Below are 15081 nucleotides of genomic sequence, written 5' to 3'. Positions count from 1 at the left end.
CCAGCCACACCCCCTAGACTGAATGCTCTTCTCGCCAACTGGAAGCACCGCAATGAACCTGCCTCTGCACTTCGGCCTGCTGGGCTCGCTCGAGGCCGGGCTGATCGCGCTCGCGGTCGGGTTCCTGACCTATGCGTTGTGGCACCGCCTGTGCCGTTGGTTGCAATGGTCCGAAGGCCATGCGCTGGGCTGGTCGTGCCTGATCGCGGTTGCGGTGTCCGCCGGGATCGATTGCTGGAACCTGTTTTACACCGGCATCGTGCGCCTGGAGTCGCCATTGTACGCGCGGTTGGCGCTGGCCAGCATCCACGATCCGAACGAACTGGGCAGTCGGACGGTGCTGGAAGTGTCCGGCGCGCTCGCCGGCGTGGCGATCGCGTGGGTCGCGTTCAGTTCGCGTTCAAGCGGAAAATCCGGCGACGACGAGCACGAAATCGTGTGAAACCCACGCTTTTTTTCCAGGTTCCGAACACCTCGAACGAACAGTTTACCGCATGCTCACCCAGCGCTAACAAAGCCTGTAGCGCCTGTTCTCGCTGCGGTGGTTAACGGAGCGTTGCGCACGCCTTTTCGCAAGGGAATGGATTCAGCCTGGCACCGGCACGGTGTGGCCATGCACCGGGTTCGACCGGGCATGCCTTAAACCGAGAGAGCACACTAAACTGGAGACCAGCCATGAACATTCGTCACCACACGCCGCTGATCGGTACCGCCGCCATTCTTGCCGCCGCGCTGGCCTTGCCGGCCTTCGCCCAGGACGCGCAGAGCGACGCCGCGACCCAGGCACAGTCGCCCACCAGCGCGACCGGCCAGCCTGCGCAACCGAGCGCTTCGGGCGGCGGCCAGACCTGGGCGGATGTCGACACCGATGGCGATGGCGCTATCAGCAAGCAGGAGGCGCAAGTCAACGCAGGCCTCAGTCAGATCTTTTCGCAGGCCGACGCCGATCACAACGGCAAGCTGACGCCCGACGAATACAAGGCGTATGTGGCCAAGCAGCAGGGCGGAGCGGCCGGCAGCAACGGCCAGTAACGCAGGAATCGGCAAATGCCTGCTGCGGGTTCTCGCGGGGTTACCGCAGTTGCGGTCGCCGCCGCGCCGATTCGGATCCGTAAGGAAGAGCGGCCTAGTGCCGCTCTTCCGCTATGTGCGGTCCAACCAAGATCGGCGCGACCGTAGCGGCGCTGCGCGGTGTAGGGTAGCGATTCGCTGTTCGATGGGGCCGTGCCATGATCGCTTCACGCCGCTCGTTGCGCCTGTGCCTGGTCTCGCTGTTGGCCGTGCTTGCCGCAACCGGCATGGCCGCGCCGCAGCAGGATGCTGCTGCACCCGTGTTGCCGACGCCCGCACCCACGCCGGCACCGGCGGCGCTGCCTCCTTTGCCTGCGCCGCCGGCATCGACCTTGCCGGCGCCTGCCAGCGACGCCGGCGCCGCGGCAGGCGCGCGCCGCTTCGCCGCGCTGGATCTGGACCGCAATGGCCGTGTCGGACGCGCCGAAGCCGCCGCGGATCCGGTGCTGGGCGCAACCTTCGACACGTTCGATGCCGATGCCGACGGCGCGCTGTCGCGCGAGGAGTACGCGCACTACCCGCCCGGCCCCGGCGACCCGGCAGCGCAATGAGCGCCGCTGCCATGCTTGCGCGATGCCTACCGCGACCGCTCTGCGCTCCTCCGCCATCGCCCTGGTCGGCTTCAACGGCGACGATACTTCGTGGAAAAGCAAAGGACTACTAGCGCGACGCCGCAGCCGCATTCGAGGCCCTCCTCGGCCAGTACCTCGATCTGCGCGACGCCGGCACGCTGCAGCATGTGCTGGCGGTGGAGCGGCGCAACCTGAAGGTGTTCGGCTACGGCGCCAAAGGCATGACCCTGTCGATGATCGAGGCGGCGATCGAGCTGACCGAGGCGCGCATTTCCGCGCGCGACCTGCAGCGTATCGTCGAGATCGGCCGCGCCACGCTGCAGCATCCGGTGGAGGTGATCGCCGGCGTGCGCGTGGCGGTGGCCGCGATCGCCGCCGAGTTCGAGGTCGTGCTGATCACCAAGGGCGACCTGTTCCACCAGGAGGCGAAGATCGCGCAATCCGGGCTGGGTGCGCTGTTCCCCCGCATCGAGATCGTGTCGGAGAAGGATCCCCGGACCTACGCCAAGGTCCTGGCCGAGTTCGGCATCGGCGCCGAACGTTTCGTGATGATCGGCAACTCGCTGCGTTCGGACGTGGAGCCGGTGATCGCGCTCGGCGGCTGGGGCATCCACACGCCGTATGCCACCACCTGGGCGCACGAGGCCGAGCATGGCCTGGCTGCCGACGCGCCGCGCCTGCGCGAGGTGGCCATGGCCGCGGACTGGCCGCAGGCAGTGGCCGACCTGAACCGGCATGCGGCCAGCCAGGGTCCGGCGGCTTCGGCGTACCTGATTACCCACATCACGCATCCAGCGTAGCAATCCGATAGGGCAGCGGTGGAGTGTGGAGGGAGGCGCAGATCAATCGTGGCACCAAGGCGGCCAGGTCGAAGCGTCGGTTGAAGCGATAGCAGAACTCGCTGAGGTAGCGCTGCAGGTACTTTGGGCGCAAGGCGTGATAGGTGCCATGCAAGGCGTTCTTGATGTTGCCCAGGAGGGTGTTGACCCAGATAAGCGCCGGCTCTGTGGGCACTCGCCGGCCGCGGTTGAAGATGGCGGTATGGTGGCATCCGGCCAGGGCCACGCCTGGGAAGCAGCTCAGGCCATCGGAAACAACGCGACTGCCTGGGGCGACATAGCGGCTTGCCCAGCGGGTCAGTTCGGCCTTGCGAAAACCGGCCACCACATCCAGGCGCATGGCGACAGGATGTCCCTGCGCAGAGCACTGAACGGCGGCCACAAACGGGGTCTTGCCCGGACTGCCACGGCCGGCCCCGCCGCCGTGGCGCTCTCCGCCCCAAAAGGCGTCGTCCACCTGTATATCCCCGCTCAACTGATGGGAGGCTTCGCGTTCGACCATGGCTTGCATCAATTTGTGTTTGATCAGCCAGGCGGTGTTGTAGCTCACTCCAAGTTGCCGGCGCAGCGCCAACGCCGAGATGCCGTTCTTGTGCTGGCTGAGGAGGTAGATCGCCAGGAACCAGGTGCGCAACGGCAGCTTGGTATCAGCGAACAAGGTGCCGCGCGTCAAGGAGGTCTGATGTTTGCAGCGATTGCATTGGAGCAGATCGCGGCTGTGCAACTGGCAAGACCGCCGATGTCCACACGCTGGGCAAAAGAAGCCTTGCGGCCACCGTTGTTCAAAGACGGCTTGCCGGCATTGCGCTTCGTTCCCATAGGACCGCAGGAACGCCGGCAGGCTCATGCCCGCCTGGAACTGGATCAGGTTCTTCTTGGCCATCGTCGCATCGCCTCTGTCGAATCAGCGGCTTGCAGCATTGACCAGCCCCGAATCAAGGGATGCGACTGATGGGTAATCAGGTCGGCGTAAGGCGGAGGAGGCGGCTCGCGCCGGCCATGCGCGCGGCGTTGCACGCGGTGGTGCGGCGGGCCTTCTTGCATCGGCGTTGCGATGCGCGTCGATCATCAGGCAACCGGCCAGCCCATGCGATCTTTCTGCCGCATCGGCGAGCGCCGTCCGGCCCTGCCTGACAGCGCTGCCCGCATCCGGCAGAATCGCCCCATGCCGCCCCGCCTGCGCTCCGTCTGCCTGATCCTGCCGCTGGCGCTGTGCGTGGCGGGCGTGGCCATGGCGCAGGATGCGCCGCCGCCCGCTGCCGCCGCAGCGCATGCCGAGGCACCCGGCAGCGGCGATGCCTGGATCGACCGGCAATTGCTGGACATCGACCGCTACGCCGCGCGCTACCCGGACAGCTTCCTCGACGAAGTGGCGCGCTACGCGCAGTTGCCGCGCGGCTATGCCGAGGCGCTGCTGCGCGAGCGCCGCTGGCCGCCGCGCGATATCTATTTCGCTTGCTTCCTGGCCAAGGCCGCGGGGCTGCCGTACCGCGAGGTGGTGCGCGCGCGGGCGGCGGCCGGCCCGACGGCGCGCTGGGCCGACGTGGCGAATGCGCTGCAGGTCGAGCCCGGTTCGCTGACCTACCGCGCGCTGCGCCACGCCATCGTCGCCAGCTACGACCACTGGGATCGGCCGATCGCGCTGGACGCGCTGTTGCGCCGCCAGCTCGGCGATCGCGCGCAGCGCGACCGGGCGGCGGCGCAGTAGGGGCGGCGGCGTACAGTGGGCCGGTCGGCAGGACGCGGATGATGGAAGCCCCGGGCTTGAATGCCCGAGGTGTCCAGCCGTCCCCGCGGTGCTTATGTGGGAACGACTTCAGTCGCGACGAGCGCAGCAGCGATGCCTGCCGGTCCCCGATATTGGCGTGGCCTCGGTGCGTCTACGACGAGATCCGCGCGTCGCGACTGAAGTCGCTCCCACAGGGGCTTGCGGCTAGCCGGCCAGCGCTGCAGTCCCGATAGCGCTTCCAGCTCGATTCGGTTCGGTCTATCTATCCCAGCCATGACTTCCGCGGCCGCCGCGCTCCCATTGCGCTCATCCCGGACGCTCGTCATGGCTGCGATCTGCCGCACGACTGGCCGCGCCGCCGCCGCGGCGCGAGAATGGGCGTTCTGCCGGACCCCTTGCCCGGCGCCACCGCCGCTCTGGATCGCCCGATGACCACTGCTTTCGTTTCGCCCGATGCCATCCGCAGCCTGTTCGCGCAGGCCATGTCCGACATGTATCGCGCCGAGGTGCCGTTGTACGGCACGCTGATGGAGCTGGTGGCGCAGGTCAACGCAGAGACCCTGGCCGCCGATCCGGCATTGGACGCGCAGTTGCAGCGCAACGACGAGCGCGCGCGGCTGGGCCAGGAGCGGCATGGCGCGATCCGCGTCGGCAGCGCCGGGGAGCTGGCCACGCTGCGCCGGCTGTTCGCGGTGATGGGCATGCATCCGGTCGGCTACTACGACCTGTCGGTGGCCGGCGTGCCGGTGCATTCCACCGCGTTCCGCCCGCTCGATGCGGCGGCGCTGGCGCGCAATCCGTTCCGCGTGTTCACCTCGCTGTTGCGGCTGGAGCTGATCGAGGACCCGGCGCTGCGTGCGCAGGCCGCGCGGATCCTCGCGCAGCGGCGCATCTTCACCGATGGTGCGCTGCAGCTGATCGAACGCTGCGAGCGCGACGGCGGCCTGGGCGAGGCCGACGCGCAGCGCTTCGTCGCCGAAGCGCTGGAGACCTTCCGCTGGCACAGCGATGCGACCGTGACGCTGCCGACCTACCGCGCGCTGAGCGATGCGCACAAGCTGATCGCCGACGTGGTCAGTTTCCACGGCCCGCACATCAACCACCTGACCCCGCGCACGCTGGACATCGATGCGGCGCAGGAGGAGATGCTGCGCCGGGGCATCGACGCCAAGGCGGTGATCGAAGGCCCGCCGCGCCGGCGCTGCCCGATCCTGCTGCGCCAGACCAGCTTCAAGGCGCTGGAGGAAACGGTGCGCTTCCCGGCCGGCGACGGCGCCGCCGAGGCCGGCACCCACAGCGCGCGCTTCGGCGAGATCGAGCAGCGCGGGCTGGCCCTCACCGCGAAGGGCCGCGCGTTGTACGACGCCCTGCTGGAGCGCGCGCGCGCCGCCGAGGGCAGCGCCGGCGGCGACTACGCGGCGCGCCTGCAGGCCGCGTTCGCCGATTTCCCCGACGACTACGCCACGCTGCGCCGCCAGGGCCTGGGCTATTTCCGCTATGCGTTGACCGATGCCGGCCGCGCGGCGGGCGCCGCGGCGCTGGCCGGCAAGCCTGCCGAGGCCTTGATCGCCGACGGCCTGGCCAGCGCCGACCCGATCGTCTACGAGGATTTCCTGCCGGTCAGCGCCGCAGGCATCTTCCAGTCCAACCTCGGCGGCGGCGAACAGCGTGCCTACGCCGCGCACGCCAACCGCGCCGCGTTCGAGCAGGCGCTGGGCGCCGCGGTACACGACGAGTTCGAACGCTATGCGCAGATCGAGCGTGGCGCGTTGGCCAGTCTGGCTGGCGGACTGGACGGATCCTGCGGGCGCTGATGGGGGATGCCAGCCGGCGCGGCGGTGCGCGGCCCGATCATGCGTCGGTGCCGCGCACCGCCCACTGACGCCGTGCGCGATGCAGTGGGCGGGCCCGCGTGGCGGACCTGACGCTTCGCCGAGCGCGACCGGCTGGCCCGGGTCTTCGTCATCGCAGCGACAGGCGCGGGGTGTTGTCCTTGTGCGCCTTGTGAACATACACGTCCGAGCGTGCGTCCTCTGCCATGGCGGCGTAGGCTTTCAGCGTCAGTTTGCCTTCCTTCTTTCTATCTTTGGGGTTGCCCTCGCTGAACCGCGCATATTCGCCGGACTTGAAGCGCTCGATCGTTTCTTCAGGGAGCGTCCCCCCCTTATGCTGAGCATAAAGAACCTGTGCGTTTTTGTTGGCATTTTCCTGGATAGTCACGTCGCGGTTCGTGGAAGACTTCGTGGCCTTTCCGCTACCGGAACTCTCTGCTGTACCACGCGCGAACCTGACCCTATGGTCCGGCGCCGGGCGATTCGCCACGGTCGGCCGTTCCAGCGACAGGCTCTCTAACCATGGATTCACGCGGTCTTGCCATGATGGCGCCGACTCGTGCGAACTGACGGATGCCGAAGCCTCGTGTTCGTCTCCATGCCAGCCACTTGGGTGGACGCTGTTGCTGCTGTTGCTGCTGCTGACGGAGCCTGATTTCATCGATTCAATCCTCTTTCATTCGTGACGCTGATACGCGTGGTGCGAGCGATAAGAAAGTGCAAATGGATCATTTTGTCTGCACGATGGAGAGAATGCGTTCTTGCGGCTCGGCCGACCCGTGGGGATGCCGAATTTTCATGTCGTATTGCGAATGCATCGCCGGAAAGCGGAAACGTCGTTTCGTTCCGCTCGGCCCAGCGCCCAGGGCATCGGATGGCGGACGGCCTTGCGTTCCCGCATCGCGACGCGGGCGCATGGCGGCCATCCACGACAAGGCGCTGGTCGGGCATCGCCGACGGCTGGCATGCAACCGCAAGTGGCGGCACCGACGCCGCGTGAAACGCGCCGCTCGGCGCAACCACAGGCGTGACGCCCGCCATGCCCGCGCATGCGTATCGCTGCCCCGCCCCCCATCTTCCCGATTCGGCGGATCGTGGGAACAAGGGAAACCAACGAGAGCATCCACACGGCTGCGCCGCTGCCAGAGGCTACAGCCGGCGGGCGCATCTCAGGTGTCGCCGCTGCGCGGCAGCGCCTGCGTGCCGCTCCGGCGAGCGCGCTATGTGCCGTTGGACACGCTCAGGGTGTGTGCGGCAAGGCGCGCGGCGGCGCGGCGGCGCGCCAGCGCTCGCGCAGGCAGGAGAAGATCACGTACAGCGCCGGGGTGCTGAGCAGGGTCAGGCTCTGCGAGATCAACAGGCCGCCGATCATCGCGATGCCCAGCGGGCGGCGCAGTTCCGAGCCTTCGCCCAGTCCCACCGCCAGCGGCACCGCTGCCAGGATCGCCACCATCGTGGTCATCATGATCGGGCGGAAGCGCACCACGCAGGCCTCGCGCACCGCGTCCAGCGGCGACTTGCCGTGTTGCCGTTCGGCAACCAGCGCGAAGTCGATCATCATGATCGCGTTCTTCTTGACGATGCCGATCAGCAACACCAGCGCGATCATCGAGATCACCGACAGTTCGGTGCCGGTGACCCACAGCGCGAGCAGCGCGCCCATGCCCGCTGCCGGCAACGTGGACAGGATCGTCACCGGGTGCACCAGGCTTTCGTACAGCATGCCCAGCACGATGTAGACCACCACGATCGCCGCCAGCACCAGGATCAGCATCGAGTTCGGCTGCAACTGCGTGTTGAAGCCGCCACCGTCGGCGATGCGGATGTCGCCGGGCATGCGCAGGCCGGCGACGGTGGCCTTGATGATCGCGTCGCCTTCGCCGGTGCTCACCCCGGGCGCCAGGTTGTAGCTCAGGTCCATCGTCGTGTACTGGTTCTGATGGGTGATCTGCGGCGGCGCCAGGCCCGGCACCTGGCGCGCCACGGCGGTCAGCGGCACCATCGCGCCGCTGCGCGTGGGGACGTTGATCCGGTCCAGCGCCGCCGGCGTGGCGGTCTGCTCGGGCAACGCGTTGACCACCACGCTGTACTGGTTGAGGTCCGAATAGATCGTGGAGATCTGGCGCTGGCCGAACGCGCCGTACAGCGCGCCGTCGATCGCGCCGATCGACACGCCCAGGCGCGCGGCCTGGGCGCGGTCGATGACGATGTTCTGGCGCAGGCCGGCGGTGTCCACGTCGGTGCCGACGTCGCGCAGTTTCGGGTTCTGTTTCAGCGCCGCCTGCAGCTTGGGCAGCCATTCCTGCAGCTGCGCGTTGTCGTTGCCCTGCAGCGAGACACGGTACTGCGCACCCTGGCTGGTGCCGCCGCCGCCGTCGCTGGGCAGGTCCTGGATCGCGCGCAGGCGCAGTTGCAGGTCCGGGTAGCGGTCGGCCTTGGCGCTGAGCCGCGACAGCACCTGCGCGGTGGTCTCGGTGCGGCCCTCGTCGTGGCGCTTGAGCTCGATGTTGAAGCTGGCGCTGGAGCCCTGGCGGCTGCTGCCCAGGCGCGCGCCGACGATCTTCACCGCCGGATCGGACATCAGCATGTCGGTGATGCGGCGCTGGCGGTTGACCATGTCGGCGAAGGACACCGTGGCGCTGGAACTGGCGCGGCCCCAGATCAGGCCGGTGTCCTGCGCCGGGAACGAGCCCTTCTTCACCGCGCCGGCCAGGAACACCGTGGCGGCGATCAGCAGCAGCGGGGTCAGCGCCAGCAGCAGCGCATGCCGCAGCGAGAAGTCCAGCGCCACCGTGTACACGCGCAGCATGCCGGCGTGCCCGCGCTCCAGCCATGCGCCGAAACGGCCGGGCCGCTCCGGTTCGGCATGCGCGGACAGGAAGCGGCTGCACAGCGCCGGGGTCAGGGTCAGCGAGACCACCGCCGAGACGCAGATCGCCGCGACCAGGGTCACGGTGAACTCGCGGAAGAACGCGCCGATCATGCCGCTGGCGAACAGGATCGGGATGAACACCGCCACCAGCGAGGCGGTGATCGAAACGATGGTGAAGCCGATCTCGCGCGCGCCGGACAGCGCCGCGTCCAGCCGCGACATGCCTTCGTCGAGGTGGCGCATGATGTTCTCGATCACCACGATCGCGTCGTCGACCACGAAGCCGATCGCGATCACCAGCGCCAGCAGGCTCAGGTTGTTGAGGGTGAAACCCATCACGTACATCGCCAGCGCCGCGCCGGCCAGCGACAGCGGCACGGTGGCCGCGGCGATCAGCGTCGGCGCCAGCCGGCGCAGGAACAGCGCCATGGTCAGCACCACCATCGCCAGGCTGATCAGCAGCGTGGCCTGCACCTCGTTCAACGAGGCGCGGATGGTGGGGGTGCGGTCGAAGTAGGCGGACATTCTGGTGCCCGGCTGCAGGTAGCCGCGCAGCATCGGGATCTGCGCCTTGACCCGGTCCACCGTCTCCACGATGTTGGCGCCGGCGCGGGTGAACACGTACATCACCACCGCCGGCTTGCCGCCGAACCAGGCCGCCTGGTAGGCGTCCTGCTGGCCATCGTAGACGTTGGCCACGTCGCGCAGGCGCACGGTGCGGCCCTGCTGCTGCGAGATCACCAACTGGCCGAAGTCGGCGGCCTTGGCCACCGCGTCGTTGGCGACGATGGCGGTGGTGGAACTGCCGTCGCTGAGGAAGCCGGTGGGCGAGGTCACGTTGGCCGCGCGCACCGCGTTGCGCAGGTCGTCCGGGGTCAGCCCCATCGCGTTGAGCGCACGCAGGTTCACGTCGACCCGCACCGCGGGCGTGGAGGCGCCGCCGATGTCGACCGAGGCCACGCCGGCGATCTGGCGCAGGCGCTGCGCCAGCAGCGAGTCGGCGACGTTGTACAGCTCGTCGGCCGATTGCGTGTCCGAGGTCAGCGCGATGGCGATGACCGGATCGTCGTTGGGATTGGCCTTCTGGTAGCGCGGCGTGGACAGGCCCGAGGGCAGGTCCGCCTGCGCGGCGTTGATCGCGGTCTGCACGTCCTGCGCCGCCGAGTCGATGTCGCGGTCGTTCTGGAACACCATGAAGACCTGGCTGTTGCCCTCCGAACTGGAGGAACGCATGTTGTCGATGCCGGGCAGCTGGCCCAGGTGCCGTTCCAGCGGCGCGGTGACCGTGGCCGCCATCGTCGAGGCATCGGCGCCGGCCTGGCTGGCCTGCACGAAGATCACCGGGATCGAAATGTTCGGCAGCGGCGCCACGCCGAGCCGCAGGTAGCACATCATGCCGATCACGAACAGGCCGATGGCCAACAGGGCGGTGCCGATCGGACGGCGGATGAAAGGGGCCGAGAGGTTCATGGGGTCGGGACCCGGGACTCGGGACCCCGGACCCGGAAAGCGGCGCCCCTCTGCGGCACTCGCTTGAGCGAGCCGTCCGGCGTTCTCGAAAGACTACAGGCGCCTTGCGAGTCCCCAGTCCCCAGTCCCCAGTCCCGACCACTCATGCCGGCCGCTCCGCCGCCGTTCCATGCCGCGCCGCGCGGCGCTCGCGATACGCCCGCAGCCGCTCGGAGAAGCGTTCCATGTACAGGTAGATCACCGGGGTGGTGTACAGCGTGACCAGCTGCGACAGCAGCAGGCCGCCGACGATGGCGATGCCCAGCGGCCGCCGCAGTTCCGAGCCGATGCCGCTGCCCAGCGCCAGCGGCAGCGCACCGAGCATCGCCGCAGCGGTGGTCATCATGATCGGGCGGAAGCGCAGCAGGCAGGCGCGGCGGATCGCCTGGTGCGCATCGGCGCCCTCGCGGCGCGCGTCGATCGCGAAGTCGATCATCATGATCGCGTTCTTCTTGACGATGCCGATCAGCAGCACGATGCCGACGATGCCGTCCACCGACAGGCTCAGCCCGCACAGCATCAGCGCCAGCAGCGCGCCGACGCCGGCCGGCGGCAGCGTGGAGATGATCGTCAGCGGATGGATGTAGCTCTCGTAGAGCACGCCGAGCACGATGTAGATCAGCACCACCGAGGCCAGCAGCAGCCACACCACGTCGGTCTGGCTGCCGGTGAATTCGGCGGCCTTGCCGATGAATTCGGCATGCAGCTGCGGCGGCAGCAGCAACTGCTCGCTGGTCCGCTCGATCGCCGCCACCGCCTGCGACAGCGAGTAGCCCGGCGCCAGGTTGAACGACACGGTCACCGCGGGCAGCTGCTGCTGGTGGCTGACCACCAGCGGCGTGGTCGCGACCCGGGCCGAGGCCAGCGCGGCCAGCGGCACGGTACCGCCGCCGCCGACGGCGATGCCGGTGTTCTGGTTGCCGATGCCGGTGGCGGTGGACGAGTTGCTGGAGGTGGTCTGGCCGAAACTGGTGGCGTTGCTGGCGGTCAGCGCGCCGCTGCCGTTGCTGGCCACCGCCAACTGGTGCAGCAGCGCGGTGCTGGTGCGGAACTGCGGCGCCACTTCCAGCACCACGCGGTACTGGTTGAGCTGGGTGAAGATGGTGGAGATCTGGCGTTGGCCGAAGGCGTCGTACAAGGTGTCGTCGATGGTCTGCATCGGCACGCCGAGCGCGCTGGCCTTGTCGCGGTCCACCGTCAGTTCCAGCGCGCGGCCCTGGTTGGCCAGGTTGTTGTCCACGTCGGCCAGTTCCGGGCGCTTGCGCAGTGCCTCGGTCAGGCGTGCGCCCTGCACCGCCAGCTCGGCGCTGTCCACGTCCGACAGCGAATACTGGTACTCGGTGGCGGCCACGCGCGTGTCCAGGGTCACGTCCTGCACCGGCTTCAGGTACAGCGCCACGCCCGGCAGCCCGGCCACCGCCTTCTGCAGCCGCGGCAGCACGTCGTCCAGGCCGTCGCGGTCGGCGCGGGTCTTCAGCACGATGCTCAGCTGGCCCTGGTTGAGGGTGGGATTCATCGAGCCGGCGCCGATGAACGCGGCCACCCCGGTCACCGCCGGATCCCGGCGCAGCGCCTCGGCCACGGCCTGGGTGCGTTGCTGCATCTGCGGGAACGCCACGTTCTGGTCGGCCTGCACCACGCCGGTGATCAGGCCGGTGTCCTGCTCGGGCAGCAGGCCCTTGGGGATCGCCACGTACAGCACCACGGTCAGCGCCACCGCCGCCACCGCCACCGCCAGCGTCAGCGGCTGGTGGCCCAGCACCCAGTCCAGGGTGCGTTCGTACAGCGCCACGGTGCGCGTCCACACGGTGGTCTTGCCGGCCGCGGCCGCGCGCTCGTGCGCGTCCTCGCCCTCGGGCAGCGCATCGGGCTTGAGCAGGTAGGCGCACATCATCGGCGTCAGCGTCAGCGACACCAGCATCGAGATCGTCACCGCGATCGACAGCACCCAGGCGAACTCGTGGAACAGGCGGCCGGTGACGCCAGGCATCAGCAGCAGCGGCAGGAACACCGCCACCAGCGACACGGTCAGCGACAGCACGGTGAAGCCGATCTGCTTGGCGCCGATCTCCGCCGCCTCGCGCCCGCTCTTGCCCTGCTCGATGTAGCGCACGATGTTCTCGATCATCACGATCGCATCGTCGACCACGAAACCGGTGGCCACCACCAGCGCCATCAGCGACAGGTTGTCCAGCGACATGCCGGCGAAGGCCATCACCGCGAAGGTGCCGGCCAGCGACAGCGGCACCGCCACCGACGGGATGATCGTGGCCCACAACCGACGCAGGAACACGAAGATCACCGCCACCACCAGGCCGATGGTCAGGATCAGGGTGAACTTGACCTCGTGCACCGAGGCGCGGATGGTCTCGGTGCGGTCGGAGAACACGTCCAGGCGCACGCCGCTGGGCAGCACCGCCTGCAACTGCGGCAGGATCGCGCGGATCTGCTCCACCGTCTGCACGATGTTGGCGCCGGGCTGGCGGCGCACCTCCAGCAGCACCGCCGGCTTGCCGTCGGCCCAGGCCGCCAGCTGGTCGTTCTCCACCCCGTCCACCACCTGCGCCACGTCCGCCAGCCGCACCGGCGCGCCGTTCTTGTAGCTGACGATGGTGTCGCGGTAGTCGGCGGCGCTGGACAGCTGGTCGTTGGTGCCGATGCTGTAGGACTGGGTCTTGCCGTTGAGCGAGCCCTTGGGCGCATTGACGTTGGTCTCGGTCAGCGCGCTGCGCAGCGCCTCCATGGTCAGGCCCATGTTCGACAGCTGCGCCGGGTTGACCTGGATGCGCACGGCCGGGCGCACGTTGCCGGCGATCGACACCAGGCCCACGCCGGGCACCTGCGACAGGCGCTGCGCCAGGATCGAGTCGGCGTAGTTGTTGACCTCGCGCAGCGGCAGCGTGTCGGAGCTGAGCTTGAGGGTCAGGATCGCCGCGTCGGCCGGGTTCACCCGGTTGTAGACCGGCTGGTAGGGCAGCGACGAGGGCAGTGTGGACTGGCGGATCGCCGCCTGCACGTCCTGCGCGGCGATGTCGATGTCGCAGTCCATCGCGAACTGCAGGACGATCGTGGACAGGCCCGCCGACGAGTCGGAGGTCATCATCTGCAGGCCGGAGATCTGTCCCAGCTGCCGCTCCAGCGGCGTGGTCACCAGCGAGGCCATGGTGCTGGCGTTGGCGCCGGGATACTGGGTGGTGACCACCAGGCTGGGCGCGTCGATCTCCGGCAGCGCCGACACCGGCAGTTGCCGGTAGCCGAGGATGCCGAGCAGCAGCACGCCGGCCATCAGCAAGGTGGTGGCGATCGGGCGGCGGATGAAGATCGTCGAAAAGCCCACGGGGGTGTCCTTGCTCGGAAGTCGGGAGGGAGCGGGTCGATCTGCAGCGGGCGCCGCGCTGAAGCCGCGGCGCGCCTGGCCTCAGCGCGGCCCGCCGCCGCCGCGGCTGCCGCGCTGCTTGCTCTCGGCCGCCTTCAGTTCGGCCTCGCTCGGCTGCGGCGGCGCCTCGCCCGGCTTCAGCGCGATGACCTTGCTGCCCGGCTTGAGCCGGAACTGGCCTTCGCTGACCACCCGCTCGCCAGCCTTCAGACCCTGCGCCAGCTGCACCTGGCTGTCGCCCACTTCCACGCCCTGCCTGACCGTCTGCATCTTGACCGTGTCGTCGCCCTGCACCACGTACACATAGTCGCCGTCGGGGCCGCGCTGCACCGCCTGGGTCGGCACCACCACGCCGCCGGCCAGCGTGCGCAGGGTCAGCCGCACGTTGACGAACTGGCCCGGCCACAGCGCATTGTCGCCGTTGGGGAACTCGGCGCGGACCTTGAAGGTGCCGGTATCGCTGCTGATCTGGTTGTCGACCACGTCGACCCGGCCGTCGCCGGCGATCACGTGCGCGTCGGTGCGGTCCAGCGCCGCGACCGTCAGCGGGCCGCTTGCCTGCGCCTCGCGCAGGCCCTGCAGTTCGCGCTCGGCCAGGTTGAACACCACGTAGATCGGATGGATCTGGGTGATGGTGACGATGCTGCTGCTGGCGCTGACGATGTTGCCCACGTCCACGCCGCGCAGGCCGGTGATGCCGTCGATCGGGGCAAGGATGCGGGTGTACTGCAGTTGCACCTGCGCCGCGCGCATCTGCGCGTCGTTGGCGGCAACCGCGGCCTCGTACTGCGCCACCTGGTTGCGCTGGGTGTCCAGGTCGGTCTTGGCCACGTACTGGCGGTAGGCCGGCGAATCGGAGCGCTGGAAGGTGGAGCGGGCGGTGGCCAGCAGCGCCTGGTTCTGGCGCTTGCTCGCCGCCGCCTGGTCGTAGCTGGCCTGCAGCGAGCGCGGGTCGATCTGCGCCAGCAGCTCGCCCTTCTTCACTTCCTGGCCTTCGCGGAAGTTCAGGCTCATCAGTTGGCCGCCGACCTGCGGGTTGACGGCGACCGTGTTCAGCGCGGTCACCGTACCGGTGGCGGTGGCGTAGATCGGCACCGCCTGGCTGGCGGCGGCGACCACGGTGACCGGGATCGGGGAATCGTCGGCCGCGCCGTCCTGTCCGTGCGCACTGCCGCCGCGCAGCAGACGCGCCCCCACCACCACGATGACCACCGCTGCGACGACCAGCAGCGCAATCTTCCAGAAACGCGACATCCGGGGGAACTCCTGTGGCGAGGCGGG

10 protein-coding genes and 1 pseudogene are annotated in these 15081 nt (G+C 68.8%); 6 read left to right on the top strand and 5 right to left on the bottom strand.

Annotated elements, in window-relative coordinates; genetic code table 11:
• Positions 1-52: 52 nt before the first annotated feature.
• The 4 genes and pseudogenes from G4Q83_RS19925 to G4Q83_RS19910 all read left to right on the top strand — a co-directional run bounded on the left by G4Q83_RS19925 (position 53) and on the right by G4Q83_RS19910 (position 2443).
• On the top strand, positions 53-442 hold the full coding sequence (locus G4Q83_RS19925) for a hypothetical protein (protein WP_128421885.1): 390 nt from the start codon (positions 53-55) through the stop codon (positions 440-442).
• A gap of 233 nt (positions 443-675) precedes the next feature.
• Positions 676-1032, top strand: a complete 357-nt coding sequence (locus G4Q83_RS19920) for an EF-hand domain-containing protein (protein ID WP_128421886.1) — start codon at positions 676-678, stop codon at positions 1030-1032.
• 197 nt (positions 1033-1229) lie between these two features.
• On the top strand, positions 1230-1622 hold the full coding sequence (locus G4Q83_RS19915) for an EF-hand domain-containing protein (RefSeq protein WP_128421887.1): 393 nt from the start codon (positions 1230-1232) through the stop codon (positions 1620-1622).
• A 22-nt stretch (positions 1623-1644) separates the two neighbouring features.
• Positions 1645-2443, top strand: a pseudogene (locus G4Q83_RS19910) (HAD family hydrolase).
• Here G4Q83_RS19910 and G4Q83_RS19905 read toward each other — a convergent pair.
• Positions 2427-3365: an IS1595 family transposase gene (locus tag G4Q83_RS19905; RefSeq protein WP_128422000.1), complete on the bottom strand. Its 939-nt coding sequence runs from the start codon at positions 3363-3365 to the stop codon at positions 2427-2429. The pseudogene G4Q83_RS19910 and the gene G4Q83_RS19905 sit on opposite strands and share 17 nt — an antisense overlap.
• Positions 3366-3647: 282 nt before the next feature.
• Between G4Q83_RS19905 and G4Q83_RS19900 the strand changes: the two genes are divergently transcribed.
• Both G4Q83_RS19900 and hglS read left to right on the top strand, forming a co-directional pair.
• Positions 3648-4190 carry a hypothetical protein gene (locus tag G4Q83_RS19900; RefSeq protein ID WP_128420933.1) on the top strand — a complete coding sequence of 181 codons (543 nt, stop codon included), beginning with the start codon at positions 3648-3650 and terminating at the stop codon, positions 4188-4190.
• A gap of 449 nt (positions 4191-4639) precedes the next feature.
• Entirely contained in the window at positions 4640-6025 is a 1386-nt protein-coding gene (gene hglS / locus G4Q83_RS19895; RefSeq protein ID WP_128420934.1) for a 2-oxoadipate dioxygenase/decarboxylase HglS, read from the top strand.
• Positions 6026-6173: 148 nt separating this feature from the next.
• Here hglS and G4Q83_RS22690 read toward each other — a convergent pair whose 3' ends face one another.
• The 4 genes from G4Q83_RS22690 to G4Q83_RS19875 all read right to left on the bottom strand — a co-directional run bounded on the left by G4Q83_RS22690 (position 6174) and on the right by G4Q83_RS19875 (position 15054).
• The gene (locus tag G4Q83_RS22690) at positions 6174-6704 is read right to left on the bottom strand and encodes a hypothetical protein (RefSeq protein WP_211288317.1); all 531 of its coding nucleotides are present in this window, start codon (positions 6702-6704) and stop codon (positions 6174-6176) included.
• Between the two features lie 579 nt (positions 6705-7283).
• Complete coding sequence (locus tag G4Q83_RS19885) at positions 7284-10385, bottom strand: efflux RND transporter permease subunit (protein ID WP_128420935.1); 3102 nt, start codon at positions 10383-10385, stop codon at positions 7284-7286.
• A 142-nt stretch (positions 10386-10527) separates the two neighbouring features.
• On the bottom strand, positions 10528-13761 hold the full coding sequence (locus tag G4Q83_RS19880) for an efflux RND transporter permease subunit (RefSeq protein ID WP_128420936.1): 3234 nt from the start codon (positions 13759-13761) through the stop codon (positions 10528-10530).
• Positions 13762-13842: 81 nt separating this feature from the next.
• Complete coding sequence (locus tag G4Q83_RS19875; protein WP_128420937.1) at positions 13843-15054, bottom strand: efflux RND transporter periplasmic adaptor subunit; 1212 nt, start codon at positions 15052-15054, stop codon at positions 13843-13845.
• Positions 15055-15081 lie beyond the last annotated feature (27 nt).

This window comes from Xanthomonas theicola, assembly GCF_014236795.1.
Classification (GTDB): domain Bacteria; phylum Pseudomonadota; class Gammaproteobacteria; order Xanthomonadales; family Xanthomonadaceae; genus Xanthomonas_A; species Xanthomonas_A theicola.
This window is presented reverse-complemented; position numbering and strand designations above follow the sequence as displayed.

Excerpts from the sequence above, each read along its gene's own strand:
- G4Q83_RS19925 (WP_128421885.1), top strand. The coding sequence starts at position 53 with ATGAACCTGCCTCTGCACTTCGGCCTGCTGGGCTCGCTCGAGGCCGGG.
- G4Q83_RS19920 (WP_128421886.1), top strand. The coding sequence starts at position 676 with ATGAACATTCGTCACCACACGCCGCTGATCGGTACCGCCGCCATTCTT.
- G4Q83_RS19915 (WP_128421887.1), top strand. The coding sequence starts at position 1,230 with ATGATCGCTTCACGCCGCTCGTTGCGCCTGTGCCTGGTCTCGCTGTTG.
- G4Q83_RS19905 (WP_128422000.1), bottom strand. The coding sequence starts at position 3,365 with ATGGCCAAGAAGAACCTGATCCAGTTCCAGGCGGGCATGAGCCTGCCG.
- G4Q83_RS19900 (WP_128420933.1), top strand. The coding sequence starts at position 3,648 with ATGCCGCCCCGCCTGCGCTCCGTCTGCCTGATCCTGCCGCTGGCGCTG.
- hglS (WP_128420934.1), top strand. The coding sequence starts at position 4,640 with ATGACCACTGCTTTCGTTTCGCCCGATGCCATCCGCAGCCTGTTCGCG.
- G4Q83_RS22690 (WP_211288317.1), bottom strand. The coding sequence starts at position 6,704 with ATGAAATCAGGCTCCGTCAGCAGCAGCAACAGCAGCAACAGCGTCCAC.
- G4Q83_RS19885 (WP_128420935.1), bottom strand. The coding sequence starts at position 10,385 with ATGAACCTCTCGGCCCCTTTCATCCGCCGTCCGATCGGCACCGCCCTG.
- G4Q83_RS19875 (WP_128420937.1), bottom strand. The coding sequence starts at position 15,054 with ATGTCGCGTTTCTGGAAGATTGCGCTGCTGGTCGTCGCAGCGGTGGTC.